31 protein-coding genes are annotated in these 22,583 nt (G+C 61.9%); 12 read left to right on the plus strand and 19 right to left on the minus strand.

Annotated features, from left to right (window positions below):
- Nucleotide 1: 1 nt before the first annotated feature.
- The 7 genes from K3165_RS07445 to K3165_RS07475 form a co-directional block, all read right to left on the minus strand.
- Nucleotides 2-475 (minus strand): DUF2314 domain-containing protein, encoded by a 474-nt coding sequence (locus K3165_RS07445; protein WP_221548112.1) that lies wholly within the window; start codon nucleotides 473-475, stop codon nucleotides 2-4.
- A complete protein-coding gene (locus K3165_RS07450; RefSeq protein WP_221548113.1) occupies nucleotides 472-930 on the minus strand; it encodes a hypothetical protein in 459 nt (152 codons plus the stop codon). The genes K3165_RS07445 and K3165_RS07450 overlap by 4 nt, the downstream gene beginning before the upstream one ends.
- 91 nt (nucleotides 931-1,021) lie before the next feature.
- The gene (locus K3165_RS07455; RefSeq protein WP_221548114.1) at nucleotides 1,022-1,558 is read right to left on the minus strand and encodes a DUF4440 domain-containing protein; all 537 of its coding nucleotides are present in this window, start codon (nucleotides 1,556-1,558) and stop codon (nucleotides 1,022-1,024) included.
- Between the two features lie 56 nt (nucleotides 1,559-1,614).
- Nucleotides 1,615-1,833: a hypothetical protein gene (locus K3165_RS07460; RefSeq protein WP_221548115.1), complete on the minus strand. Its 219-nt coding sequence runs from the start codon at nucleotides 1,831-1,833 to the stop codon at nucleotides 1,615-1,617.
- 26 nt (nucleotides 1,834-1,859) lie between these two features.
- The gene (locus tag K3165_RS07465) at nucleotides 1,860-2,111 is read right to left on the minus strand and encodes an HP1242/YdcH family protein (protein ID WP_221548116.1); all 252 of its coding nucleotides are present in this window, start codon (nucleotides 2,109-2,111) and stop codon (nucleotides 1,860-1,862) included.
- A 119-nt stretch (nucleotides 2,112-2,230) separates the two neighbouring features.
- Complete coding sequence (locus K3165_RS07470) at nucleotides 2,231-2,557, minus strand: DUF1294 domain-containing protein (RefSeq protein WP_221548117.1); 327 nt, start codon at nucleotides 2,555-2,557, stop codon at nucleotides 2,231-2,233.
- A gap of 1 nt (nucleotide 2,558) precedes the next feature.
- Complete coding sequence (locus tag K3165_RS07475) at nucleotides 2,559-2,726, minus strand: hypothetical protein (RefSeq protein ID WP_221548118.1); 168 nt, start codon at nucleotides 2,724-2,726, stop codon at nucleotides 2,559-2,561.
- Between the two features lie 75 nt (nucleotides 2,727-2,801).
- On the opposite strand from K3165_RS07475, the gene K3165_RS07480 reads away from it, so the two are divergent.
- Entirely contained in the window at nucleotides 2,802-3,326 is a 525-nt protein-coding gene (locus K3165_RS07480; RefSeq protein ID WP_221548119.1) for a thermonuclease family protein, read from the plus strand.
- Nucleotides 3,327-3,356: 30 nt separating this feature from the next.
- A complete protein-coding gene (locus tag K3165_RS07485) occupies nucleotides 3,357-3,869 on the plus strand; it encodes a hypothetical protein (RefSeq protein WP_221548120.1) in 513 nt (170 codons plus the stop codon).
- A gap of 6 nt (nucleotides 3,870-3,875) precedes the next feature.
- Here the strand turns inward: K3165_RS07485 and K3165_RS07490 are convergent, their stop codons facing one another.
- From K3165_RS07490 to K3165_RS07500, 3 genes are all read right to left on the minus strand, one after another.
- Complete coding sequence (locus K3165_RS07490) at nucleotides 3,876-4,793, minus strand: sulfotransferase domain-containing protein (protein WP_221548121.1); 918 nt, start codon at nucleotides 4,791-4,793, stop codon at nucleotides 3,876-3,878.
- Between the two features lie 251 nt (nucleotides 4,794-5,044).
- On the minus strand, nucleotides 5,045-5,719 hold the full coding sequence (locus K3165_RS07495; RefSeq protein WP_221548122.1) for a putative phage abortive infection protein: 675 nt from the start codon (nucleotides 5,717-5,719) through the stop codon (nucleotides 5,045-5,047).
- Nucleotides 5,720-5,873: 154 nt separating this feature from the next.
- Nucleotides 5,874-6,932, minus strand: a complete 1,059-nt coding sequence (locus K3165_RS07500; protein WP_221548123.1) for a ribonucleotide-diphosphate reductase subunit beta — start codon at nucleotides 6,930-6,932, stop codon at nucleotides 5,874-5,876.
- Nucleotides 6,933-7,199: 267 nt separating this feature from the next.
- On the opposite strand from K3165_RS07500, the gene K3165_RS07505 reads away from it, so the two are divergent.
- A complete protein-coding gene (locus tag K3165_RS07505; RefSeq protein ID WP_221548124.1) occupies nucleotides 7,200-7,550 on the plus strand; it encodes a hypothetical protein in 351 nt (116 codons plus the stop codon).
- A gap of 159 nt (nucleotides 7,551-7,709) precedes the next feature.
- Here K3165_RS07505 and K3165_RS07510 read toward each other — a convergent pair whose 3' ends face one another.
- The gene (locus K3165_RS07510; protein WP_221548125.1) at nucleotides 7,710-8,216 is read right to left on the minus strand and encodes a hypothetical protein; all 507 of its coding nucleotides are present in this window, start codon (nucleotides 8,214-8,216) and stop codon (nucleotides 7,710-7,712) included.
- A 143-nt stretch (nucleotides 8,217-8,359) separates the two neighbouring features.
- On the opposite strand from K3165_RS07510, the gene K3165_RS07515 reads away from it, so the two are divergent.
- Entirely contained in the window at nucleotides 8,360-8,605 is a 246-nt protein-coding gene (locus tag K3165_RS07515) for a DUF2171 domain-containing protein (RefSeq protein WP_221548126.1), read from the plus strand.
- Between the two features lie 85 nt (nucleotides 8,606-8,690).
- On the opposite strand, the gene K3165_RS07520 is transcribed toward K3165_RS07515, so the two are convergent.
- Complete coding sequence (locus tag K3165_RS07520; RefSeq protein ID WP_221548127.1) at nucleotides 8,691-10,727, minus strand: ribonucleoside-diphosphate reductase subunit alpha; 2,037 nt, start codon at nucleotides 10,725-10,727, stop codon at nucleotides 8,691-8,693.
- A gap of 488 nt (nucleotides 10,728-11,215) precedes the next feature.
- Between K3165_RS07520 and K3165_RS07525 the strand changes: the two genes are divergently transcribed.
- Nucleotides 11,216-11,860: an HD domain-containing protein gene (locus tag K3165_RS07525; protein WP_221548128.1), complete on the plus strand. Its 645-nt coding sequence runs from the start codon at nucleotides 11,216-11,218 to the stop codon at nucleotides 11,858-11,860.
- A gap of 45 nt (nucleotides 11,861-11,905) precedes the next feature.
- On the opposite strand, the gene K3165_RS07530 is transcribed toward K3165_RS07525, so the two are convergent.
- Both K3165_RS07530 and K3165_RS07535 read right to left on the minus strand, forming a co-directional pair.
- Nucleotides 11,906-12,412, minus strand: coding sequence for an energy transducer TonB (locus K3165_RS07530; RefSeq protein WP_221548129.1), 507 nt, complete (start codon nucleotides 12,410-12,412; stop codon nucleotides 11,906-11,908).
- Between the two features lie 365 nt (nucleotides 12,413-12,777).
- Entirely contained in the window at nucleotides 12,778-13,668 is an 891-nt protein-coding gene (locus tag K3165_RS07535; RefSeq protein ID WP_221548130.1) for an alpha/beta fold hydrolase, read from the minus strand.
- A 201-nt stretch (nucleotides 13,669-13,869) separates the two neighbouring features.
- On the opposite strand from K3165_RS07535, the gene K3165_RS07540 reads away from it, so the two are divergent.
- Both K3165_RS07540 and K3165_RS07545 read left to right on the plus strand, forming a co-directional pair.
- Nucleotides 13,870-14,187 (plus strand): PilZ domain-containing protein, encoded by a 318-nt coding sequence (locus K3165_RS07540; protein ID WP_221548131.1) that lies wholly within the window; start codon nucleotides 13,870-13,872, stop codon nucleotides 14,185-14,187.
- A gap of 138 nt (nucleotides 14,188-14,325) precedes the next feature.
- On the plus strand, nucleotides 14,326-14,700 hold the full coding sequence (locus K3165_RS07545) for a PilZ domain-containing protein (RefSeq protein ID WP_247714039.1): 375 nt from the start codon (nucleotides 14,326-14,328) through the stop codon (nucleotides 14,698-14,700).
- 8 nt (nucleotides 14,701-14,708) lie between these two features.
- Here the strand turns inward: K3165_RS07545 and K3165_RS07550 are convergent, their stop codons facing one another.
- Entirely contained in the window at nucleotides 14,709-15,464 is a 756-nt protein-coding gene (locus K3165_RS07550) for a hypothetical protein (protein WP_221548133.1), read from the minus strand.
- Between the two features lie 25 nt (nucleotides 15,465-15,489).
- On the minus strand, nucleotides 15,490-17,076 hold the full coding sequence (gene nadB / locus K3165_RS07555; RefSeq protein WP_221548134.1) for an L-aspartate oxidase: 1,587 nt from the start codon (nucleotides 17,074-17,076) through the stop codon (nucleotides 15,490-15,492).
- Nucleotides 17,077-17,209: 133 nt separating this feature from the next.
- On the opposite strand from nadB, the gene K3165_RS07560 reads away from it, so the two are divergent.
- Complete coding sequence (locus K3165_RS07560; protein ID WP_221548135.1) at nucleotides 17,210-17,398, plus strand: hypothetical protein; 189 nt, start codon at nucleotides 17,210-17,212, stop codon at nucleotides 17,396-17,398.
- Nucleotides 17,399-17,423: 25 nt separating this feature from the next.
- Here the strand turns inward: K3165_RS07560 and K3165_RS07565 are convergent, their stop codons facing one another.
- Complete coding sequence (locus K3165_RS07565; RefSeq protein WP_221548136.1) at nucleotides 17,424-18,362, minus strand: ABC transporter ATP-binding protein; 939 nt, start codon at nucleotides 18,360-18,362, stop codon at nucleotides 17,424-17,426.
- Nucleotides 18,363-18,416: 54 nt separating this feature from the next.
- Here K3165_RS07565 and K3165_RS07570 point away from each other — a divergent pair, with 54 nt between their 5' ends.
- The 4 genes from K3165_RS07570 (at nucleotide 18,417) to K3165_RS07585 (ending at nucleotide 21,223) form a co-directional block, all read left to right on the plus strand.
- Nucleotides 18,417-18,677 (plus strand): zinc-finger domain-containing protein, encoded by a 261-nt coding sequence (locus K3165_RS07570; protein WP_221548137.1) that lies wholly within the window; start codon nucleotides 18,417-18,419, stop codon nucleotides 18,675-18,677.
- Between the two features lie 52 nt (nucleotides 18,678-18,729).
- Complete coding sequence (tldD, locus tag K3165_RS07575) at nucleotides 18,730-20,157, plus strand: metalloprotease TldD (RefSeq protein WP_221548138.1); 1,428 nt, start codon at nucleotides 18,730-18,732, stop codon at nucleotides 20,155-20,157.
- A 77-nt stretch (nucleotides 20,158-20,234) separates the two neighbouring features.
- The gene (locus K3165_RS07580; protein ID WP_221548139.1) at nucleotides 20,235-20,660 is read left to right on the plus strand and encodes a hypothetical protein; all 426 of its coding nucleotides are present in this window, start codon (nucleotides 20,235-20,237) and stop codon (nucleotides 20,658-20,660) included.
- 11 nt (nucleotides 20,661-20,671) lie between these two features.
- On the plus strand, nucleotides 20,672-21,223 hold the full coding sequence (locus tag K3165_RS07585) for a DUF924 family protein (RefSeq protein ID WP_221548140.1): 552 nt from the start codon (nucleotides 20,672-20,674) through the stop codon (nucleotides 21,221-21,223).
- Here K3165_RS07585 and K3165_RS07590 read toward each other — a convergent pair.
- Both K3165_RS07590 and K3165_RS07595 read right to left on the minus strand, forming a co-directional pair.
- The gene (locus K3165_RS07590; protein WP_221548141.1) at nucleotides 21,213-21,863 is read right to left on the minus strand and encodes an endonuclease III domain-containing protein; all 651 of its coding nucleotides are present in this window, start codon (nucleotides 21,861-21,863) and stop codon (nucleotides 21,213-21,215) included. The two genes, K3165_RS07585 and K3165_RS07590, sit on opposite strands and share 11 nt — an antisense overlap.
- 6 nt (nucleotides 21,864-21,869) lie before the next feature.
- The gene (locus tag K3165_RS07595; protein ID WP_221548142.1) at nucleotides 21,870-22,583 is read right to left on the minus strand and encodes an endonuclease III domain-containing protein; all 714 of its coding nucleotides are present in this window, start codon (nucleotides 22,581-22,583) and stop codon (nucleotides 21,870-21,872) included.

The raw sequence follows: 22,583 nt of genomic DNA on the forward strand, positions 1-22,583 counted from the left end.
CCTAGTCGGCCCAGCCGTACTGGCGGCGGACTTCCGCAGCCATCGCGGGTTCCATGTGATCGATCATGACGCGCACGGTGTAATATCCCTGCGCGACGCCGGTCCGGTCGACATAGCCCCAGTCGCTGATGGCAGTGACCGGAACGCGGACGACATCGCCCAGCTTCCACCCTTCCGCATGCGGATTGTTCTTGAGGCGTCCGGTCAGGTAGTCGCCATCGCGTTCGACCGAGCCTACCCAGATGTGCTCATAGCCTTCGAGCGGGAACTTGAAGACGAAGTTGCTTGCGCCTGCGGGCGGGTTGTCGAGCAGGGCAAGGAATCGCGGCGCGCTCGCCTGCGCTTCGGCGATCGCGGCATTCATCTGCTCGTCGACGCTCTCGAACTCCATGATCGGATCGCCCTCGGCGTCCTGTGCCGAGAGTGAAACGGGCGCGAGCAGCAGGGCGGCGGCGAGGCTGGCTGCGCGGATCATTCGGGCTTTCCGCCGGTGATGCCGTAGCCGTCGACCGCCTCGCTCTCGACATAGCCGGAATGGTACATGTCCATGTGGATCGTACGCTCGGCAGGCTCGCTACCGTTGCAGGTGACGATATAGGCGTCGACGATGTTTCCGAACGGACCCAGGCCGACATTACCCGCGCGGGTGAATTCGGGACGCGACAGGTCTTCGCAGCGCAGGCGCGAGAGATAGGCGCGCTGGCCCTGCGGCATCGACGCACGCACCGGATTCTCAAGCGAACCGAGCGGATATTGCGAAGCTTCGGCAAGCGCCTTGTCGAGCTTGGAGCCCTGCATCGCCGATTCCCCGGCAAGCATGCGCGAGAGATAGGCGTCGGTATTTGCCTGCGTCGACGGTGCGACGGTGGTGACGCAGCCCGACAGCGCGAGCGCGGCAATCGGCGCAAGGATGGCAAGTCGTAGTTTCACGTGACCCCTCCTGTTGCCAAAGGTTTAGCGCCACAGGGCTCGACCTGCCAGAGGCGAGACCAGCATATTCTCGGGAAGTTGCAGGGCGGGCCTAGTCGAGGACGGGAGGGTATTGCGGCGCGGGACCGTGATCGAGGCTCAGGCTTTCGAGCAGACGAAAGCGTTCTTCTTCCGGCATCCATTGCCAGATGTGGAGGTAGCGGCCGCCGCCGGTCTGCACCCAGCCGATCTCCTCGCCGCGCCATTCGTGGAAGGTGTGGTGCGCCTCTTCCAGCATGCCCCAGTCACCCAGCCGGCTGATGGTGCGGCTTCCCGGCACAAGCAGGCGTCGGTTCTTGTAGCCTTCCGCATCGCCGCCGGGCGCACGCCGCGCGCATTGCTTTCGCGAGTTTTCGACAATGTCTTCGGCACTGTCGTGCGGCATGCCGACGAGATCGTGCAGCATGCGGTAATCGGGATGGAGCAGTTCCGCGACGGCGTCGGGATCGCAGCCTTCGAAAAAGCCCCAGAAGAGCTGCGCGTCACTGGCCTCTATCCGCGTCGTCGCCTCTTCGAGCGCAGGCATTGCGGGCGGTTCTGCAGCAGCAGGTGCGGCCTGCGCGAGCAGGAAGGCGACGATGGCGGACATGGTTCTCTCCCGTTGGTGTATCGCCTAGATAATACACCAACGGGAGAGGTCAAATACTATTCCGCTGTTTCCGCTGAGGTTTCTTCAGGCGCATTGGTCATCGGCGTGTCGGGCGTATCGACGGGGACCGCATCCGGGTCCTCCTCGGTCACGATCAGTTCGCCGCCGCCAAGGTCGGTGGCGTCCGCCTCATAGGTGGTTTCCTGCTCCTGGCCACATGCGGCCAGCGCCAGCGCCGCGCCAAGCGGCAGGGCGAGATATGCGTGTTTCGTCATGGCTCGTTTTCTCCTCTTCCGAACTGTCAGGCTGCGCGCGCTTTCGACACGATCGCGGTGATCTCGTCGAGCAGCGAGAGGCGCTGCTTCTTGAGCGCTTCGACCCGCTCGTCGCTGGCCGCCTCGGTCTCCGCCTCGATCCGGTGCACCTGGCGGTTCACCTCGTGATACTCGTCCGCAAGCCGCGAATAATGCGCATCGTCCCGCTTGAGCCGCGTTATCAGATCGCGGTCGCGCTTGAAAATCGTGGTGAGTTCATTGGGCGTGTGCTGCGACATGAAGTGCATCCTTTCGGTGTGTGTTGCAGCCCTCAATAGCGCGGAGTGTACCGCCACTCCTTGCGCCAGATCAAATTGGCGAAAGAGGCTTTGCTGCGCAGCCTTGCGGGAAAGCAGCCTCAGGGTCCGACGTTCGGCATGCCAACGATCAGGAAGGTCACCACCAAAGCCACTCCCATCATCTGCATCGATGCGATCGTATGGAGTGAACCCGTGAACGGCTGCTTGCGAGTCTTGTGGCGAAAGGCCGCGCGTCCCGCGTAGGCAGCGGGGGTACCTCCGGCGAACGACCAGAAGAGAAGCTTGCCTTCCGAAACGCGCCAACCGCCGTTTTCTGCACGGATCTTGTCCCATCCGAACAGCAGAAAGGTCCAAAGATTCACTGCGATCAGGTAATAGGCAACATAGAGCGGCTCTATTTGTGGAAGTTGGTCGGCTGCCGTCATCTCAGCGGACTGCCAGATGCCAGAGGGCAGCCACGCCAACCCCGATGAAGGGCGACAGAATCAGTACGATCCACGGCCAGCGTTCCTGCTTCAGACGTTCGACCAAGGGAAGTCGAAGGCCGCTCTCGGTATAGATCGTTTCAGATATCTTGCGCGGTTTGTGCCCCATCGGCTGCGCAGTTTACGTGCGAGATTGGGCGATGCAAGTGCTTGAGATGTCACCCGTCCGCGCTACCGTGCCACTATGCGACACACGCCCCGCTTCGCCCGGAAACGATCCCGTAACCGCAAGCGGCGCCTCTCTTGGAGGAGCGCGCGGGTTTGGCTGCTGCTGATCGCCCTCATTGCCGGCTGGCTCCTTCTCCGCGACCGGCTGAACCCGCCCGAGCCGGTGACCACGGTGGGCTCGACCTTCCGCCTCTGCGGGACGCCCGGACCGGGCCCCTGCGTGATCGATGGGGACACTCTGGCCATCGGCAATCGCCGTGTTCGCCTCACCGGGTTTGACGCGCCGGAGATGGATGGCGCGTGCAAGCTGGAGGTTGCGAAAGCCAATCAGGCGAAGCTGGAACTTCACCGGTGGCTCGCGCGGGGCCGTTTCGAATGGACGGGCGGGACCGAGCCACCTTACGACCGTTATGGCCGCGAACTTCGCGAAGCGCGGCGGGGCGATGATATGCTGGCCGATCACATGATCGAGGCAGGCCTTGCCGCGGGCAGCGGCTGGGGCGCATCGGCGGTGGACTGGTGCAGCGGGGAAGATGCCTGAGCCTTCGCGCAATGTGATATGGATCTCCGCATGACACAGGTCACAGCACCCGAATTACCGCCCGAAAGCCTGCTTGCGAGGCTGCGCGGGCCGGAATGTTATCGCGACGCCTTCAGGGCCAGCGTGCCGGGCGACGTTTCGCTGGGCGAGCTCGTCACGGCCTTCTTCTCCAGCCGCGTCTTCCTGACCGAGCGCATTGCGCTGCACCTCATCGGGCGCGGCGCGGGGCATGCGGAGATCGCAGCGCTCGCCGCGGGAGAAACCGAACACTTCGCCGCATGGGAAATGGAAGCGCGCGAGGAGAACGAGTTGCTGATGCACGATTTCCTCGACCAGACCTGCTGCTGGCTGGCCGTGTCCACACGCGGGCCGGACGGTGCGCTGGACGGCCCGCTCCCGGTGCCGGAGATGGGCCGGACCTTCATCTGGTTCGGCACCGGCGTGCGCGATGTCGGCGGGCCGATCATGAGCCGCCTGCAGGGCGCCCACCGCTTCTATGCGCGGCAGTTGCTGGCGGGCGCGGCGCGAGGGCTGGCGCGCTAGAGACGCTCAATCGAAGCGCGCATCGATCTCCGATTTGAGCGATGCGAAGTCCTCATGGTCGGTCACGGGAGCAACCCGTTCGGCCCACATGGCGTCGATCGCGGCGATGACGCTTTCGGGCAGCACCTTGGCATCGCTCCCTCTGGCCTGGACCTTGGTGGAATCGCTGTCGGCGGGAATGTCGAGGTGCTCTTCCATCACCGCACAGACGAGGGCATCGTCGAACTTGTCCTTGTGGGCGTGCATGAACTCGCGCTCGGTCGCCGCGATCACCATTTCGACCACGTCATCGCCGGGATCTATACCGATGAGGTCCGCCATTTCGCGAATCATCCGGCGCTTGTTCGCGACCGCCCATTTGTAGGTCGTCAGTAGCGTGTCGGCTTCGCCGCGCCGTGCGTACCAGCTCAGGAGGTGGGTGGCATAGTCGCAGCCACCCGGCCCTCCGCCAAGCCAGAGCGGCATGAACTCCTCGAGCGACAGCGCGCCCTTCTCGACATGCCAGCCGTCGAAGAAGCGGTACATAGAGACATAGGTCTCGTGCGGATCGCGCAGGGTGACGACATAGCGCGAGCCTGCCGGAAGCCGTTCGTATTCGCGGTGCGACTTGAACCCGCGCGGCTCGGCCTTTTGCGGAGCCTCCATATCGAAATCGAGCATCGTGGCCGTGTCTTCCCACGGTACCACTCCGCTGATGTCGGTAAAGTCCATGTCCACAGCGCCGGTGGCATGGGCCATGCGTAGCTGGTGGAACATCTGCTGGGTGAGCGTGGTGCCGCTCTTCGCCCAGCTTGTGATGTAGACATCGGTGGGCCGGGGAGTGATCGCATGACGCGGCTGCGGCTGCGTCAGCCCCGCCAGCGCCCCCATATTCGCCCCGAATTCCTCAATACTGCGCGCGCGCCGCCCCACTCCAATAGCCATCGGCTGCCCCTCCTCGGTTCAGGCGACCCGAGAGTTGGAGGGATGCCACGATTGGGCGGGGTTGGGAAGCTAGAGCCGTCTCCCGCCGCGCGTGCGAGGAAAAAGACCTCTGACAAATCCCAGTCCGTTGGATCGACGAAAACCTCGACTACCGCTCACCCCACTTCTTCCCGGCCACGCAGGAGATGATTATGCAAGGGCGCGAAAAGTCGGATCGCAGGGAGTTAGGTTTGCAGTGCCCAAGGGGTCCCTCAGTCTGTGATATTTGCGGCTTGCGATTTTTCTATATCCGACTGGAGGTCAGACGCACTCGGCCACACTTCAATCTTGTCGTCTCGAAAGGCGGTGGACTTAAAGGCAGGGCGCAGCACGGTATTCTCCCAGTGCTTTGAGTCTTTATTTCGTGAGCAATTATGAAGAAGGCTGTACTCTTCAACCAGATTTTTAAATTTCTCGCGCCCTTTTCCGACTGAACAGTTGTACATTAGAAGTGTCTGCTCGGCATCACTCATTTGAGCGCGCAATATATTCATAAAAAGTTGCTTGTTAGAACTGTTCGAATAGTGAACATATCGGACTATGTGATAAACGGTTCTAAAGTAATGAGCCAAGTCGTTTTGATATTTGTCATGAAAACTTCTAAAGCCCTTAATTACTCGATCCTCTTGCGAGGCGCCTTTCGATCCAGCGACGGACAGTCGGAGATTTCGTAACATCCTACTGAAAGCGTCCTTACCCTCGAATTTGTCAGTATTCTTCTTGGTCTTCTTCCCATCCAAGCCAACGACGCTCTTTTTACCTTGGATATCCGTACCTGCAACTATCTGAGTTAGTTGGTCTAGGAGATTATAAAAGGTTGCCTCAAATGATTGCTCCCTTGTCTGCCCGACCGCAATCCAGGCACCAGCAGCTGCGAGAGATGCCATAAAGGCGCTTAACGATCCAAAAGAGTCACCAAACTGGGCAGCGGTATCTTAATCGGGAATATCACTCGATTGGCCCTCAACTCTTTCGTCATATGCCCCCTCTGGAGCCATGACAAAAAGAGAGATTTGAAAATAAAGTCAAATCTTTAAGGCATTACTCCGCCGCGACAGCCCCTTCGCCGTCTTCGAACAGGCCCGGGCCTTCGTCTGCAGCCTCTTCCTCGTTCGCGGCCTTGGCGCTCTGGCGCTTGTCGAAGCTCGACCACACGTCGTTCCAGTTGCCCTTGGTCGCACCCTTCGAATATTCGGTCGCGCGGGTTTCGAAGAAGTTGGCGTGCTCCACGCCGTTGAGCAGCGGGGCGAGCCAGGGTAGCGGGTGATCGTCGACCATGTAGATCGGGTCGAGGTTGAGCTGGCCGAGGCGCCAGTCGGCGATGTAGCGGATGTACTTCTTGATATCCTTCGCCGTCATGCCGGACACGGGGCCCATTTCGAAGGCGAGGTCGATGAAGTTGTCTTCCAGCCGCACCGTCTTCTGGCAGATGTCGATGATGTCTTCCTTGACCGCCTTGGTCAGGCAGTCCCGCTCGCGCACGAACTCGTGGAACATGCGGATGATGCCTTCGCAGTGGAGGCTTTCATCGCGCACCGACCAGCTGACGATCTGCCCCATGCCCTTCATCTTGTTGAAGCGCGGGAAGTTCATCAGCATGGCGAAGCTGGCGAACAGCTGCATGCCTTCGGTGAAGGCGCCGAACATGGCGAGCGTACGGGCGATGTCTTCATCGTTGTCGACGCCGAACTGCTGCATGTAATTGTGCTTGTCGGCCATTTCCTCGTAATCGAGGAAGGCGCTGTATTCGCTTTCCGGCATGCCGATCGTGTCGAGCAGGTGGCTGTATGCCGCGATGTGCACCGTCTCCATGTTGGAGAAGGCGGTGAGCATCATCTTCACTTCGGTCGGCTTGAACACGCGGCCATATTTGTCGTGGTAGCAATCCTGCACCTCGACGTCGGCCTGGGTGAAGAAGCGGAAGATCTGCGTAAGCAGGTTACGCTCATGCTCGGTCAGCTTCTGCGCCCAGTCGCGGCAGTCTTCTCCCAGCGGAACTTCTTCCGGCATCCAGTGGATCTGCTGCTGGCGTTTCCAGAATTCGTAGGCCCACGGGTATTCGAAGGGCTTGTAGGTCTTTCTGGCTTCGAGCAACGACATCTTGTGGTCTCCGGCATCCGAGTGAACGACTCATATAGGGAATCATACGCCGGATTCGAAGGCAAGCAGATATGATTCGGTGGGGATAAGAACTGGGTAACTTTTTCGGGGCCCGCCTGCCTCGGCGCTTGCCCGCAAGAGTCTGCGCTTTTCCGCCCCCTAGCTCCGCGACGGGCTTACCGGGAAACCTCGAAGCCGCGCTGAATTTGCGACGAGTCGCGGAACGGGAAAGGCTCCCAAGCCGTTGGTTGTGCAAAGGAGTTATCAATGTCCGATCACGCACCCGACGCCAAGCAGCAGGACCAGTCGCAGGGCGCCCGACCCGGCGACCAGCAGCAGGCGCTTCACGCACAGACGGGCGGACCGCGTCCCGAATACGACCAGTACGAGGTCAATCAGGCCGGCAGCATCAACAAGCAGGCCGACGCGCAGCAGGGCTATGGCAATGCGCGCAACAACAGCGGCCAGATGGAGCAGGATGTCGCAACCGGCGATCTCGGCAACCAGCAGCTGCACCAGGGCGATGATTTCGACGGCGATATGCAGCCGGGCGAGATTTCGCAGCGGCCCGATACGCGCGCCGCAGCCGATGCCGACAGGCCGCTCGGCGAAAGCTGACACGAGTTTCACAGTACGGGGCTAAGCGGATTTGTCCGGTTTTCCCCTTTTGCGGGCAAGTCTCGCAACCCCGGCGCCCCGCCCCTCAAAAGGCGGGGCGTCATACGTTTGGCGCCATGTCCTTCGGTTGATAGTCGCCGATAGCCGGACGTGCAGCCGCTATCCGGGCTGCATCACCTGTGTGATGTAGAGGACGAGGCAGATCGACACCACGAGGGCAAATGCGAGCCCGATCTTCGCCTCGCGCGGATAGATGGTCGGGCCGGGCGCTTCGCCCTCCTGCTCCTCCTCCCCGATGCGACCCCTGTTCGGCGCGAAGAAGGCCGCCGCAGCGACTGCCGCCGGGACCAGCGCGAGATCGTCGGCGCTCACGACATCGACCAGCACAACGGGTAGCGCGAGCTGGAGCGCCATCTGGAAGGACGCAGAGAGGACCCGCAGGATGTCGAAAGGCTCGGGCTCTTCGTTCTGGTGCCACTGCAGCTCGCGAAGTTCGTCGGGGTGGGCACCTTCCTCGCGGCGAAGCAGCCGATCGATGCGCCACTGCCAGTAGGAATATTTGAGGTGCGGCCAGCTCTCGAGAGTCAGCGCGAACAGGAATGCGGCGAGCAGCCAGCCCCAGCTCCAGACGCTGATTTCCTCGAACAGTGCGAGAAATTCCCCCATGGCAGTTCGTCTATCCGACCCCTCTCATTTTCGCCTTTCCGGCTGGGAACTCCGACCCGTGCATCAGCCTCGACGAAGCGTGGACCGATAACCGATGCCGCCCGTTGATAGGGTATAAGCAACGCAAAACAAAAGGGTTTTACATGTTTGAGAAGCTACGCATCAAGGAACATATGGAAGTCGCCAACTGTGAAGGTCTCCACGTCGGGACCGTCGACGAAGTGAAGGACGACGCCATCAAGCTGACCAAGTCGGACAGCTCGGACGACATGCACCACTTCCTTTCGCTGGATGACGTCGAGAAGATCGACGACAACCGCATTTACCTGAAGGAAGGCGCACGCATTCCCGAAGGTCTCGGAACCAAGGCAGTCATGGAAGACGCCTAAACCGAATTTGCCGGATCCGATCCGGTCATGAAAAAGCCCCGCTCTCCAATCCGGAGGGCGGGGCTTTTCGTAGTCTCGCTACCGCTTACTGGCAGGCGAGGCATTCCTCGTAATCGGTCTGCTCGGCGGCGAGTTCGTACTTTGCCGCATCGGCCGTGTTGTCGGCCTCGACGCCGCCGGCGAAACCGGCGCGCTGTACCGACTTCGAGCGGAGGTAGTAGAGCGACTTGATGCCCTTCTCCCACGCCTGGAAGTGCAGCATCATCAGGTCCCACTTGTCGACGTCGGCCGGGATGAAGAGGTTCAGCGACTGCGCCTGGTCGATATAGGGCGCGCGGTCGGCTGCGAATTCGAGCAGCCAGCGCTGGTCGATCTCGAAGCTGGTCTTGAAGGTCGCCTTTTCTTCCGGCGTCAGGAAGTCGAGGTGCTGGACGCTGCCGCCCTTTTCCAGGATCGAGTTCCAGATCGCGGTCGAGTTCTTGCTCTTCTTGTCGAGCAGTTTCTCAAGATACGGGTTCTTCACGATGAAGCTGCCCGACAGCGTCTTGTGCGTGTAGATGTTCGCCGGGATCGGCTCGATGCAGGCGCTTGTGCCGCCGCAGATGATGCTGATCGACGCGGTCGGTGCGATCGCCATCTTGCAGCTGAAGCGCTCCATCGCGCCCATTTCTTCAGCGTCGGGACATGCGCCGCGTTCTTTCGCGAGCATCATCGAAGCTTCCGAGGCCTTGCCCTGGATGTGCTTGAACATCTTCAGGTTCCAGACCTTGGCCATCGGGCTTTCGAAGCCGATGCCCTTCTGCTGGAGGAAGGAGTGGAAGCCCATGACGCCGAGGCCGACCGAACGTTCGCGCATGGCCGAATACTTGGCGCGGGCCATCTCGTCGGGCGCACGGTCGATATAGTCCTGCAGGACGTTGTCGAGGAAGCGCATGATGTCCTCGATGAACTGCTTTTCGGTGTTCCATTCGTCCCACTTCTCGATGTTGAGCGAGGACAGGCAGCAGACCGCGGTGCGGTCGTTGCCGAGGTGGTCGATGCCGGTCGGCAGGGTGATTTCGGCGCACAGGTTCGAGGTCGAGACCTTGAGGCCGAGATCGCGGTGATGCTTGGGCATCATGCGGTTCACCGTGTCCGAGAACACGATGTAGGGCTCGCCCGTCGCGAGGCGGGTTTCGACCAGCTTCTGGAAGAGCGAACGCGCGTCCACCGTCTTGCGGACGCTGCCGTCCTTCGGGCTGATGAGGTCGAATTCCTCGCCATTGCGGACCGCTTCCATGAAGGCATCGGTGACGAGCACGCCGTGGTGCAGGTTCAGCGCCTTGCGGTTGAAGTCGCCCGAAGGCTTACGGATTTCGAGGAATTCCTCGATCTCCGGGTGATTGACGTCGATGTAGCAGGCAGCCGAACCGCGGCGCAGCGAACCCTGCGAGATCGCAAGCGTGAGGCTGTCCATCACGCGGACGAAGGGAATGATGCCGCTGGTCTTGCCGTTGAGGCCGACCGGCTCGCCGATGCCGCGGACATTGCCCCAATAGGTGCCGATGCCGCCGCCCTTAGAGGCGAGCCACACGTTCTCGTTCCAGGTGTTGACGATGCCGTCGAGGCTGTCGGAAACCGAGTTGAGGTAGCAGGAAATGGGCAGGCCGCGCGTCGTGCCGCCGTTCGAGAGAACGGGGGTCGCGGGCATGAACCACAGCTTCGAAATGTAGTCGTAAAGGCGCTGCGCGTGATCGGCATCGTCGGCGAAATAGTCGGCGACGCGGGCGAACAGGTCCTGATAGGTTTCGCCGGGCAGCAGGTAACGGTCTTCAAGCGTTTCCTTGCCGAATTCGGTGAGCAGGTCGTTGCGGCTGTCGTCCGTCTTCACGTCGAAGCGGCGGTCGAGGACCTTCTTGCTGTCGTCCTTTTCAGCAGCGGCCTTGGCAACTTCGGCCATGGCGCCAGCCATCGCTTCGCCAGCCTTTGCGGCGACGAGTTCTTCGCTACCTGCGTCTTTCTTTTCCATGGCCACTGCCTTTTCCGGCTTCGCTTTCGCCTTGGCGGGAGCGGTGTCTTCGACAGTATCCTGAGTGTCCAGATCCAGACCCATCGCCGCTTCGTCTCCGCTCTTGAAATCCATCGTGTGCCCCACCGTTTGTATGACCGCGGCGAGACTGTTCCCCCGCCCGTTCGCTCTGCCACCGAGTCGGAGAATGTGCTCTCCCGACTAGCATCGAATGCTTTGGGAGAAGACGAAAACTTATCCAGTTTTCTCCACAGGACCGGGCCGAATCCGCCTCTGACCCCATATGGGGACTGAAGGAGAAATCGCTAGGTCTTGTAGGTACCCCCAGGCAACCGACCACTAGATACTGAATCAGACACCTCCCGGGCGCAAGAGGGTCAACACGATTTTAACCGCTGCATTATGCACATGGGGCGGGTGTATGATGATGATGCAACGCAGCGACGCGTGGACCAAGCTGGCTTTGCGAGATCGCAAGCCTAAAAATGAATCAGTGAAAAAAATTTTGCGGGCACAATTGGCGAGCCGGGGCTTGTGAATCATTCGAATCGAGGCCGGAAATTTTGTTGCACGTCCGGCTCTATGGTGCCAGCCTGACTGCCATGCTCGAGCGTATCGATCCGGACATGCTGGCAATGCTGCGCGCCCGCCATGCAGAACCGCAGCGACGCTACCACGACTGGACGCACATTGCCGCCCTGCTCGGTCATTTCGAGCGGGTGAAAGATCGCATCGCTGACCGCCAGGCAGTGCTGCACGCGATCCTGTTCCACGATGCGGTCTACGATCCGCAGGCGAAGGATAACGAGAGAAGGAGCGCGGAGCTACTGCTTGAAACCGGCCCGCCGATCGAGCGGTCTTCGCGGGAGCTCGCGCACACCATGATCCTCGCGACCGAGGGGCATTATCTTCCCGACACGATCGGGGAGAGCGAGCGAAGCGACACCGCGCATTTCCTCGATATGGATCTAGCAATCCTCGGTGCGTCCGAAGAGCGCTTCGACATATACGAGGGCCAGATCAGGCAGGAATATGCGCACGTGCCCGACGATCGGTACCGCGAAGGCCGGGCCGCCGTGCTGCGCAGCTTTGCCGGGCGCGAACGGCTCTACTTCAGCGAATGGGGGCGGGATAGTTTTGAGGACCGGGCCAGGGCGAACCTTGCGCGGTCGCTGGCGGCGCTTGCGAGAAAGTTACGGACAAACAACAGAACTTCGACGCCACCCTTTCCCGCAGATCCGGGGTGACGCCGAAGCTTTACCGGCCGGGGGTGGCCGGAATTTGCAGATGAGTTACTGCGCGGTCGTGTTCGCGAGGTATGTACCCAGTGCGATCACTTCACGCTCTTCAGGTCCCTTTGCGAGCCTTGCCTCTTCGAATTCGGCAAGCTCCTCCGACAGCTCCTCATAAGAACGCCGGTTGTCGGCAAAAATGATGTTCGCCTGGAAGACCTGATCCTCTTCGAGACCCATCGGGAAGTCATCGAGCGAGCGCAAACCGCTTACCGCACGCACCGACACGCGGTCGATCCGCTTGTCGCCGGAGGCACGATAGATCCTGGCGTTGGTGGGATCGCCTTCTTCGTCACGCTCGAAGCGCACGATGGCGATCGCATTGCCGCTGTGCACATTGCTCCGATCGGCGATCCGGTTGAGCTGGCGGTCAAGGTCGCGGGAGACCTTCTTTACAGCCTGCTCGACCGAAGCACTCGGCTTCACGACGATCTGGGACGTGGCCGGGACGGCGAGAACTGCGGCGCTGACCGCAGTGGCGAGGGAAATTGCAAAAAGCTTGTTCATTGTGATCATCCTTCATCAAGAGAGATGATCGGCCGCAGAGAGTTACGCTTTGATCGCGACAGTCCAATTTTATCAGTTAGCGATGACGGTCATTGGTCGATCCAGTCGTTCCGGCTGCGGGACCGGTTGACGAAGCGAAAAATGAACCTGTGAAAGGTCGTTGTCAAATCGCGTTGGATAGTGTGTCGCATTAAGGCAATTTCGTAATTTACTGCCGTCAGCTGGCAATTTTCACCAAGCGCGCTGGTGTCATTTCTTCGATCTCCGGCAGCATGTGATCGATAACAAGCAAGCGACTCAAAGCCGCGACCGCATGTCATTCGACCTGTTCGTCGAGCGGCTTCGACACTCGTCGATTGAGCTTGTCAGTTGGTCGCCTGGCGGGCGTGCCCGGCGATGTGGCCGGCCAGCGGATCGACCAGTTCCAGCGGCAGGTCATGCCCCCAGCCGGGAATGGTTTCGAGCTTCGCGCCCGAGATGCACTCCGCCGTCTCACGGCCGCCCTCGCACGGTACGAGCGGATCGTCTTCGCCGTGGAGGACGAGCGTCGGCACGGTGATGTCCTTCAGCATTTCGCGGCGGTCGCCATCGGCCACGATCGCCGACAGGTGCCTCGTCGGACCTTCCGGGTAGAAGCTGCGGCGCACACTGGTGCGCGTGCGTTCGCGCAGGCGATCTTCAGGCGAAGGATAGCCCGGCGAACCGATGGTCCGGGCGAGCATGATGCCGTGATCGACGAGGACATCCTCGTCATTGTTCTTCGGACGCGTCACCAGCGCCTGCAGGGCCTCTTTCTTCGCCGGAGGCAGTTTCGGATTGCCGGTGGTCGAGAAGATCTGTGTGAAGCTGAGGCAGCGGTCGGGATATTTGGCGGCGACATGCTGCGCAATCATCCCGCCCATGCTGGCACCGACGATATGCGCCTTCTCGATCTCGAGCGCATCGAGCACTCCGATGCCATCGGCCGCCATGTCGGCGAGCGTATAGGGCACCTTGGGCGTCAGACCGATCTTCGACATGAGGGTCATCTTCACGAGACCCGGAGCCTTCACGCCGTCGAGCTTGTGGCTCAGCCCGACATCACGATTGTCGTAGCGGATGACGCGGTAGCCATGACCGGCCAGCGCTTCGACCAGCTCGTCGGGCCACAGGGTCAGTTGCGCGCCGAAGCCCATGATCAGCAGCATGGCAGGATCGGCGGGATCTCCATGCTCTTCATAATGGATCTCGATACCGTTGGCGGTGACCTTGGGCATTGCGGCGCTCTCCTCCTGCTGTGACGCCACCGCAATAGGCACGAGCGGGCCGCACTTGTCCACCCGATTGCGCTGCGCAACCGCACGCGGCATTTTATAGTAAATAGAAAGTAAACGATGACCTCTTTATTGTCGCTCATCTACAATTAATCTTGCATGCGGATGATACTATTTTCAACGTGGGCCGGGGAAGCGACGTAAATGGATTCTATCGACCGGAGGAAGGAAGCTCGCAGCCCGACGCGCGACACCGTCGCTTTCGAAGTCGGCGGACAATCCTTCGATGCGACGATGCGTAACCTGTCGCAGGCCGGGTGCATGATCGAATGCAGTGAAGCAGAGGCGGAAATCGGCCAGTTCTGCGAGGTTATGCTGCAGCCCGAATTCCCGGCCAGCGGCCGTATCGCATGGCAGCTGGGCGGGGCCCTGGGAATTGCCTTCCACCAACCGGTGCCCATCGGGATCGTGCGCAACTATGCGCTGGACGACTGGATGTTTCGCCGTATGGCAAACTCCTGACCACACCCTCTTTTCTTCTATTGTCGAAGTACAGAATGCAGTCCATTCAGTAGTTTCCGATCATCTACTAATAATTATTCCGCTTTGTCGCTTTCGTCCAAGCTCCTGACGCGGCTTGACGCTATAACCTATGTTGAAATGACGGATGGGGCTGAGGACAAGAGGAAGGCCGAAAGGCTTTGCGTGACCGCCGAGGTGCGTTGCAGCGCGCTCGGCTCCGTCACGCACGATGCCCTGCATGACATCTCGCTCGGCGGCTGCATGCTGACCGGAATCGAAACCACCCTACCCGCCGGGACGCCCGTGGATATTCGCCTGCTGAAAGGCGTCGAGGTCGCAGGTGTCGTTCGCTGGAACGCGCCCGGCAAGATCGGCGTGGAATTCCGCCACCCGTTGTCGAAGGCCGCGCTGATGTATTTCACGCTCGACGACCTGCCCGATTGCAAATCGGTCGCGCTGGACCACTTCGGCCGCAAGCTCCCGCCACTCGGGCGCCTGCAGAATCCTGCCTGAGCGCGCGGCTACCTGGCCTGCGGAACAAGCTGTATAAGCGAATGCCCTTCCACCCAGTCATAGGCGCTACACGTCACGCGCACGGCGAGATAATTCTGGCCGCCGCTTTGCAGTAACCCCCTGTGGCCGAGCGAAGCGAAGCTGCATTCCGACACGCCTTCGACACTGTCTTCGAAAACATCGCGCGTCTTGATCGGCGCCAACCTGTCGGCATCGACGACGCTTCGCGCCATGGCCCGCACGGACTTTACATAGCGTTCGCGCGCCGGCGCCACCTCCACCTCGAACGCGCGCTCCGGACCGAGTCTTGCTCTCAGATCGCCGCTCGCGGCTGCGCCGATCAATACCGACTTGTCACTGGCCGCGGGCTCGACCGGCGAGCCATCGAACTGCGCGAGCACCTCATAGGGATTGACCGCCAGCGGGTTGTCGTCGGTCGTGACTTCCCAGACGCTCGTCTGCGTTTCCGGATTCCAGTCGGCATCGCGCCTTGCGGCGTGGACCGGCCACAGCGTCTCCTCGCGCGTCTGCGGATCGATTGCCACGAGCCAGGTCTCGGTGCGCAGCGACATGTGCAGGCCCAGATTGTCCCGCGACGTACGCAGCACGAAAACCCTTTCCTTCGACATTCCGAACAGCGTGTCGGTGATGACGACCACATCGGGCGGTGTCGCACGTGAAGCCGAGGGCAGGATCGCGGTCCCAAGTAGCGCGACTGCCGAAACCAGCACCAGCTTGAAGGTCGAGGGCAGGGAAATTCTCATCCCGCCTTCTTGCCGCGCGCGACCTTTATGGCACCAGAACGGTATCGCGCGCCACGCTATCGGTTTCGGGATAATCGAGGATGAAATGCAGGCCCCTGCTTTCATGCCGCCTGAGCGCGCTTTTCACGATCAGCCCCGCACAATCGAGCAGGTTGCGCAGCTCGATCAGGTCGGTCGTCACGCGGAAGCTGCCGTAATAATCCTCGACCTCCTGCCGCATCATCTCGATCCGGTTGCCCGCGCGTTCCAGCCGCTTGGTGGTGCGCACGATGCCGACATAGTTCCACATGAACCGGCGGATTTCTGTCCAGTTCTGCTTGATGACGACTTCCTCGTCGGAATCGGTCACGCGGCTCGCATCCCAAGGGCGGATCTCGGGCGGCTCATCGAGCTGGTCCCAGCACGAAAGGATGTCCTTGGCCGCCGCCTCGCCGAATACGAAGCATTCGAGCAGGCTGTTGGAGGCAAGACGGTTCGCGCCGTGCAGCCCGCTCTCGGTGCATTCGCCTGCTGCCCAGAGGCCGGGCAGGTCGGTCTTGGCATCGAGCCCGATCTTCACCCCCCCGCAGGTATAGTGCTGGGCAGGCACGACCGGGATCGGCTGCCTGGTCATGTCTATGCCAAGCCCCATCAGCTTTTCGTGGATCGTGGGGAAATGCTCCTTCACGAACTCGGGCGGCTGGTGGCTGATATCGAGATGGACATAGTCGAGGCCGTAGCGCTTGATCTGGTCGTCGTTCGCCCGCGCCACGATGTCGCGCGGGGCGAGCTCCATGCGCTCCTTGTCGTACTGCTCCATATAGCGTTCGCCCGTGACCGGGTTGAACAGCCGGCCACCCTCGCCGCGCACCGCCTCCGTGATGAGGAAGTTCTTGACCTCGAGATTGTAGAGGCACGTCGGGTGGAACTGCATCATCTCCATGTTGGAGACGCGCGCACCGGCACGCCACGCCATGGCGATCCCGTCGCCAGTGGCGCCACGCGGAGCCGTCGAAAAGAGATAGACGCGCCCCGCGCCGCCCGCCGCGAGTACAGTGGCGCGCGCCACATGGGTAACGACCTCGCCGCTCTCCTCGTCGAGCGCATAGGCGCCCCAGACACGGCCCGAGCCGGAAAACTCTTCCTGGTTGCGGCCGGTAATGAGATCGATGCAGCTCTGGTGCGGCAGCAGCGTGATGTTCGGATTTTCTTCCGCCGCCTTGAGCAGTGCTGCCTGCACCGCCCAGCCGGTCGCATCGTCGACATGGACGATCCGCCGGTGCGAATGACCACCCTCGCGGGTCAGGTGCAGGTCCCCGTCGTCGCGATTGAAAGGCACGCCGAGTTCGCACAGCCGGTCGATCGCCTTCGGCGCGCGCTCGATCACGAACTCGACCGTATCGAGGTCGTTCAGCCCTGCGCCGGCGACCATCGTATCGCGGATGTGGTTCTCGAAAGTGTCGCCTGCGTCGAGCACGGCAGCGATGCCGCCCTGCGCCCATGCGGTCGATCCGCTGGTAAGCTTGCCCTTGGCAAGGACGAGCACTTTCTTGGTCTGCGCAAGTTCGAGCGCGGCGGTAAGCCCGGCTGCACCCGAGCCGATGACGAGGACGTCGTGGTTCTGGTCTGTCATGCCCCGGGTCATGCCGATCCAATCATCACGCGGCAAGCAGAGAACGACTCGCCGAAAACGCAGTTAACGCACGGCTAACGCGCGTTATCGCGCGAATCGACAGGGAACGGGACTTAAGAGGGTCGCAAACAATATGAAAATGGGACTGCTAGCCTGCGCGTTCGGGCATCACCGGGTCGATTCCGCCAACATGCGCAAGGCAGGTGGCATGCACGTCGGCAAATGCCGCTGCTGCAAGGCGCCGATGGAAGAGGTCGAGCCGCACGTCTGGGAAGTGCTGCGCGTCAAGGACGCTGGCCTGGGGCCGCGCAGCTTCGGATAATTCGCAATGAGCTCCCGGCGCGGGGTCAGCCTGCGCCGGTCAGCTGCACGAATACGTCTTCGAGGTCCGCCTCGCGGGTCGTCACGTCTTCGATACCGTATCCATGTGACTGCACCAGCGCGAGCACTTGGCCCGCGCTCGCCTTGTCGCGATCATAGGTGATGTCTAGCCGGCGCGGTTCGACCACCTCGGCTTTCAAGAAAGCCTCTTCCATGATCGGGCCGCCCAAGTCCTTGTCGACGCTGACCGACACGATCTTCTCGCGTGCCATGCCGACCAGCTCCTTTGTCGGCTTGTTGGCGATGAGTTCGCCGTGATTGATGATCGCGATCCGGTCGCAAAGCTGTTCGGCTTCCTCGAGGTAGTGCGTCGTCAGGACGACCGTGACCCCTTCCGCATTCAATTCCTGCACGAGCTCCCACAACTGGCGACGTAGCTCGACGTCGACGCCCGCAGTCGGTTCGTCGAGCACCAGGATCGGCGGCGAATGCACCATGGCCTTGGCGATCAGCAGGCGGCGCTTCATCCCGCCCGACAGCGTGCGGGCATAGGCATCGCGCTTGTCCGACAGGTGCACGGCGGCGAGCAGGTCCTCGCTGCGGCGATCCGCCTTGCCGATTCCGTAGAACCCGCCCTGGTTCTCCAGCACCTCGAAAGGCGTGAAGAAGGGATCGAAGACGATCTCCTGCGGCACGATACCGATCGAACGCTTGGCATTGCGCGTATTGGTATCGATGTCGAAGCCCCAGATCTCCGCGCTGCCCGAAGTCTTGCGCACCAGTCCGGCAAGGATGTTGATCAGCGTCGACTTGCCCGCGCCATTGGGGCCGAGCAGGCCGAACACACCGCCCTGCGGCACATCGAAGCTCACGCCCTTCAACGCCAGCTTGCCCTCGTCGCCCGGCCCGTTCGGGGCATAGCGCTTGACGAGATTGTCGATCCTGATTGCAGGTGGAGTGCTCATATGCGTCACCTAGGCTCTTGAGCCACTCCGTCAAACCCATTATCGGCACCAGCCATGAGTCTGCCTCCTCCCGAAGTGTCCAAGGTTACCACGCGCAGCGTGTGGTGCGACGGTGCAACCGATATCCGCAGCGGCGAAATGTATCGCGCGGCCGCGCTCGGGCATCCCAAGGTCTACCTGCAGATCGACGAGCATGGCTATGTCGACTGCGGCTATTGCGACCGCCGCTTCGTGCTCGAGGGCGGTCCGGCAGACGGTGTCGACCAGTCGCAGCTGATGGACATTTCCGAAGGCGGCGATCCGGGCCATCGCTAGGCGGACACGCTAAGTCCTCGCCAACCGGCGCGGCACTTCCTAAGTAGGGGGCATGACCGCACCGATTACCGATCCGCTCGCACTCGTCTACGGCAACAAGCTCTCGCCCGAAGAGGCGCAGGGCCTGACGCGCAAGCTGCTTTCATCCTGCGATGACGGCGAGCTTTACCTCCAGTTCATCGCTTCGGAAGCCTTTGCCTTCGACGACGGCAAGCTGAAGACCGCGGACTATTCGCGCGACAGCGGTTTCGGCCTGCGCGGCGTGTCGGGCGAAACCACCGGCTTCGCCCATGCGAACGAGATCAGCGCCGCCGCGATCCAGCGCGCTGGCGAGACCCTGCAACTGCTCGATGCGACGAGCAGTCCGCTTGCAGCCCCGCCCGAGCGCACCAACCGCCATCTCTATACCGATGTCTGTCCGCTCGACCTCGTGCCATTCGAGGAGAAGGTCGCGCTGCTCGAAAAGATCGACGCCGTCGCCCGCGCCAAGGACCCGCGTGTGGCACAGGTTTCCGCCAGCCTGCTCGCCAACTGGAGCGTGGTCGAGATCGTCCGCCCCGACGGTTACACCGCGCGCGACATCCGCCCGCTGGTTCGCCTCAATATCCAGGTCGTCGCCGAACAGAACGGCCGCCGCGAGACCGGCTTCTTCGGGCTGGGTGGACGCTATCTCTATGACCGCCTGTTCGACGAAGGCCAGTGGATGCGCGCGATCGACGAGGCTGTCCGGCAGGCCATGGTAAATCTCGACAGCATTGCAGCGCCGGCTGGCGAACAGACCGTGCTGCTCGGCCCCGGCTGGCCCGGAGTGCTGCTGCACGAAGCAGTCGGCCACGGACTCGAAGGCGATTTCAACCGCAAGGGCACCAGCGCCTTTTCGGGCCGCATCGGCGAACGCGTCGCCGCGCCCGGCGTGACCGTGATCGACGATGGCTCCATGGCAGAACGTCGCGGTTCGCTCAGCATCGACGACGAGGGCACGCCGACCCGCGAGACCGTGCTGATCGAGGACGGTATCCTCAAGGGCTACATGCAGGACCGCCTCAACGCGCGCCTGATGGGTGTCGAGGCGACCGGCAACGGCCGCCGCGAAAGTTACCAGCACGCGCCCATGCCGCGCATGACCAACACCTTCATGCAGGGCGGGAACGACGATCCAGAAGAACTGCTCGCCCGCATGGACGACGGCATTTACGCAACCAGCTTCGGCGGCGGACAGGTCGACATCACCAGCGGCAAGTTCGTCTTCGCCTGCACCGAGGCCTACAAGGTCGAGAAGGGCAAGATCGTCGCCCCGATCAAGGGCGCGACGCTGATCGGCGACGGCCCCAGCGTGCTCACCCGCGTGAAGGGTATCGGCAACGACATGGCACTCGACGAAGGCATCGGCATCTGCGGCAAGGGCGGCCAGAGCGTGCCAGCCGGCGTAGGCCAGCCGACGCTCCTGATCGACGGCATCACGGTAGGCGGCACGGGTTGACGCGCGAGTCGCGCAACTCATCGCAGGTTCAGGCGTTGTCTGGTACGAGGTAGCACTCGAAAATTCGGAGAAACGCTATGTTCAAACGCCTTGCCCTTTCGGCCGCAGCCATCGGCCTCCTTGCCGCGCCTGCCGTCCAGGCGGACGAACACGAGGGTGCCGAAAAGGAAATGACCAAGGGTGAAAAGCGCCTCGCCAAGATGCTCGAAGGCCGCGTTGCCGGCGAGCCGGAGCGCTGCATTCGCACCATCGGTTCGCAATCGCTCGTCCAGATCGACGATACCGCACTCGTCTACAAGCGCGGCGACACGATCTGGGTCAATTACACCAAGACCCCCGATGCGATCGACGACATGGACTACCTCGTCATCCGCAAGTTCTCGTCGACGCAGCTGTGCAAGACCGACCAGGTCGAAACCTACAGCCGCGGCGGGAATTTCTTTTCCGGCGTGATCTTCCTCGATGACTTCGTGCCCTATCGCGAGGTCGACAGCGAAGGCTAAGCGCCTCTTCGGTGCGCGCTGCACTTCAGCCTTGGCAGCAGGTCATCCTGCATACCTGGTTCGAGGAACTCGAGCCGTCGCACTGGTACGCCTCGTCGGATGCGGTCGATGCTATGCTGCGCGACCGCTTCGGCGAAGTGCTCGAGCGAGAGGGCGCAAATGGCCCCGACCATTTTCTCGACGACAGTAATGGCGCTCTGGCGGCGATCATCCTGTTCGACCAGATTCCCCGCAACATCCATCGCGGCACTGCCAAGGCCTTTGCCTGGGACCCGCTTGCGCAATCACTGGCGCGCGAGTTTGCAGCTCGTGGATGGCTTGGGAACGAACCGTCCGAAAGGTGCCAATTCGCGCTGATGCCGCTGATGCACAGCGAGGAATTGTCCGACCAGGAGTTGTCGCTGGAGCTCTTTGGCCGCTTCGCCCCGGGCGCACTCGACTATGCCCGCTCGCACCACGAGATGATCGAAAGTTTCGGCCGCTTTCCGCACCGCAACGATATGCTGGGGCGCAAGACGACAGCCGAAGAGCAGCGCGCCATCGATGCAGGCTTCAGCTGGTAGTCGAAGCGTAGAATTCGCATAGGTGCGAGACCGGACAGTCGTCGCACTTCGGGCTGCGAGCCGTGCAAATGCGTTTGCCGAACTGGATCAGCCAGAAATGCCCGTCGCTCATCGCCCATTGCGGCGAGCGCTCCTCGAGCTGCTGCGCCGTCCTGTCGGCAGTCTTCGCGTCGGTCAGCCCGACCCGGTTGCACACGCGGTGCACATGCGTGTCGACCGCGATGACATTCTTGCCGAAGGTGAAGCTCATCACGATGTCTGCGCATTTGCGGCCGATCCCGGGCAGGCTCATCAGCCCCTCCCGCGTGCTTGGCACCACTCCGCCATGCTCCGCCAGCAATGCCTCGCAGAAGCGGCGGATCGAGCGGGTCTTGTTGTTGTAGAGACCGCACGGCTTGATCGCCGCAGCGATATCGCGGTCGTCGAGTTCGAGCATCTCTTCCGGCGTCGTCGCGAGCGCGAACAGGGCCCGCGAGGCTTTCGCCGTATTGCGGTCGAGCGACTGGGCCGAAAGCATGCAGGAGATGCAGGACCGGAAGGCATCTGGCTGACCCTTGGGGCCCTTCGCCCCCGGCGTGCGGCCGGGCATCTCGCGCGCCAGTATCCGGTAGACTTCCTCGACCTGTAGCGCGTCCAGCATGCTGCCTTAGCGGTTGCCGGCGCGCTCGGTTCCGGTGTTGCAGAGCGACAGGGCGAGACAATGTGCGCAGTCGGGCGCGGCGGGGCGGCACCAGGTCTGACCGAGCTTTTTCATCAGCAGGTGATGCTCGTCGAAATCGGCCCCGTCCCATTCTTCGGGCATCACGGGCATGATCGCTTCGAAGGCGCGGTCGGTATTTGCCTTGGGCGGCACGAGCCCCATGCGCTGGAGGATACGCGTGTGATGGCCATCGAGGACGATCGCGCGGCGGTCGAGTGTGCTGGCGTTCATCACTCCGGCCGCGATCTTGCGCCCGATGCCGGGCAGTTGTTCGAGCCAATGCATTGCTGCAAGCGTGTCCATATCGGCGAGATGGGAGAGGTCGACCGCACCGCGCAATTCGACCAGCGCGGACAGGCTGCCCTTCAGGCGTTCCGCTGCGATATTGGGATAGGTCTGCGTGGCAAGTTCGGCCTGCAGTTGATCGAGCGGCGCCCCGGCCACCGCTTCCCACGAGCCATAGCGTTTGAGCAGCCGGTCGGTCGCGGCATTCGAGACCTCGGACTTCGTCCGCGCTCCGATCACGCCCTGCACCAGCACCCATTCGGGCTTGCGCCATTCCGCCGCCGCGCGCTCGATCCGCCCGAAGCGCTGGACTAGCAGCGCCTGGAGGCGCCGCAGAGTTTCGGTGCGCGGGTCGGGACCTAGCGGTAGCTGCAA

This window comes from Qipengyuania xiamenensis, assembly GCF_019711495.1.
GTDB lineage: Bacteria > Pseudomonadota > Alphaproteobacteria > Sphingomonadales > Sphingomonadaceae > Qipengyuania > Qipengyuania xiamenensis.

Excerpts from the sequence above, each read along its gene's own strand:
- K3165_RS07445 (WP_221548112.1), bottom strand. The coding sequence starts at position 475 with ATGATCCGCGCAGCCAGCCTCGCCGCCGCCCTGCTGCTCGCGCCCGTT.
- K3165_RS07455 (WP_221548114.1), bottom strand. The coding sequence starts at position 1,558 with ATGTCCGCCATCGTCGCCTTCCTGCTCGCGCAGGCCGCACCTGCTGCT.
- K3165_RS07460 (WP_221548115.1), bottom strand. The coding sequence starts at position 1,833 with ATGACGAAACACGCATATCTCGCCCTGCCGCTTGGCGCGGCGCTGGCG.
- K3165_RS07465 (WP_221548116.1), bottom strand. The coding sequence starts at position 2,111 with ATGTCGCAGCACACGCCCAATGAACTCACCACGATTTTCAAGCGCGAC.
- K3165_RS07470 (WP_221548117.1), bottom strand. The coding sequence starts at position 2,557 with ATGACGGCAGCCGACCAACTTCCACAAATAGAGCCGCTCTATGTTGCC.
- K3165_RS07475 (WP_221548118.1), bottom strand. The coding sequence starts at position 2,726 with ATGGGGCACAAACCGCGCAAGATATCTGAAACGATCTATACCGAGAGC.
- K3165_RS07480 (WP_221548119.1), top strand. The coding sequence starts at position 2,802 with ATGCGACACACGCCCCGCTTCGCCCGGAAACGATCCCGTAACCGCAAG.
- K3165_RS07485 (WP_221548120.1), top strand. The coding sequence starts at position 3,357 with ATGACACAGGTCACAGCACCCGAATTACCGCCCGAAAGCCTGCTTGCG.
- K3165_RS07490 (WP_221548121.1), bottom strand. The coding sequence starts at position 4,793 with ATGGCTATTGGAGTGGGGCGGCGCGCGCGCAGTATTGAGGAATTCGGG.
- K3165_RS07495 (WP_221548122.1), bottom strand. The coding sequence starts at position 5,719 with ATGGCATCTCTCGCAGCTGCTGGTGCCTGGATTGCGGTCGGGCAGACA.
- K3165_RS07500 (WP_221548123.1), bottom strand. The coding sequence starts at position 6,932 with ATGTCGTTGCTCGAAGCCAGAAAGACCTACAAGCCCTTCGAATACCCG.
- K3165_RS07505 (WP_221548124.1), top strand. The coding sequence starts at position 7,200 with ATGTCCGATCACGCACCCGACGCCAAGCAGCAGGACCAGTCGCAGGGC.
- K3165_RS07510 (WP_221548125.1), bottom strand. The coding sequence starts at position 8,216 with ATGGGGGAATTTCTCGCACTGTTCGAGGAAATCAGCGTCTGGAGCTGG.
- K3165_RS07515 (WP_221548126.1), top strand. The coding sequence starts at position 8,360 with ATGTTTGAGAAGCTACGCATCAAGGAACATATGGAAGTCGCCAACTGT.
- K3165_RS07520 (WP_221548127.1), bottom strand. The coding sequence starts at position 10,727 with ATGGATTTCAAGAGCGGAGACGAAGCGGCGATGGGTCTGGATCTGGAC.
- K3165_RS07525 (WP_221548128.1), top strand. The coding sequence starts at position 11,216 with ATGCTCGAGCGTATCGATCCGGACATGCTGGCAATGCTGCGCGCCCGC.
- K3165_RS07530 (WP_221548129.1), bottom strand. The coding sequence starts at position 12,412 with ATGAACAAGCTTTTTGCAATTTCCCTCGCCACTGCGGTCAGCGCCGCA.
- K3165_RS07535 (WP_221548130.1), bottom strand. The coding sequence starts at position 13,668 with ATGCCCAAGGTCACCGCCAACGGTATCGAGATCCATTATGAAGAGCAT.
- K3165_RS07540 (WP_221548131.1), top strand. The coding sequence starts at position 13,870 with ATGGATTCTATCGACCGGAGGAAGGAAGCTCGCAGCCCGACGCGCGAC.
- K3165_RS07545 (WP_247714039.1), top strand. The coding sequence starts at position 14,326 with ATGACGGATGGGGCTGAGGACAAGAGGAAGGCCGAAAGGCTTTGCGTG.
- K3165_RS07550 (WP_221548133.1), bottom strand. The coding sequence starts at position 15,464 with ATGAGAATTTCCCTGCCCTCGACCTTCAAGCTGGTGCTGGTTTCGGCA.
- nadB (WP_221548134.1), bottom strand. The coding sequence starts at position 17,076 with ATGACAGACCAGAACCACGACGTCCTCGTCATCGGCTCGGGTGCAGCC.
- K3165_RS07560 (WP_221548135.1), top strand. The coding sequence starts at position 17,210 with ATGAAAATGGGACTGCTAGCCTGCGCGTTCGGGCATCACCGGGTCGAT.
- K3165_RS07565 (WP_221548136.1), bottom strand. The coding sequence starts at position 18,362 with ATGAGCACTCCACCTGCAATCAGGATCGACAATCTCGTCAAGCGCTAT.
- K3165_RS07570 (WP_221548137.1), top strand. The coding sequence starts at position 18,417 with ATGAGTCTGCCTCCTCCCGAAGTGTCCAAGGTTACCACGCGCAGCGTG.
- tldD (WP_221548138.1), top strand. The coding sequence starts at position 18,730 with ATGACCGCACCGATTACCGATCCGCTCGCACTCGTCTACGGCAACAAG.
- K3165_RS07580 (WP_221548139.1), top strand. The coding sequence starts at position 20,235 with ATGTTCAAACGCCTTGCCCTTTCGGCCGCAGCCATCGGCCTCCTTGCC.
- K3165_RS07590 (WP_221548141.1), bottom strand. The coding sequence starts at position 21,863 with ATGCTGGACGCGCTACAGGTCGAGGAAGTCTACCGGATACTGGCGCGC.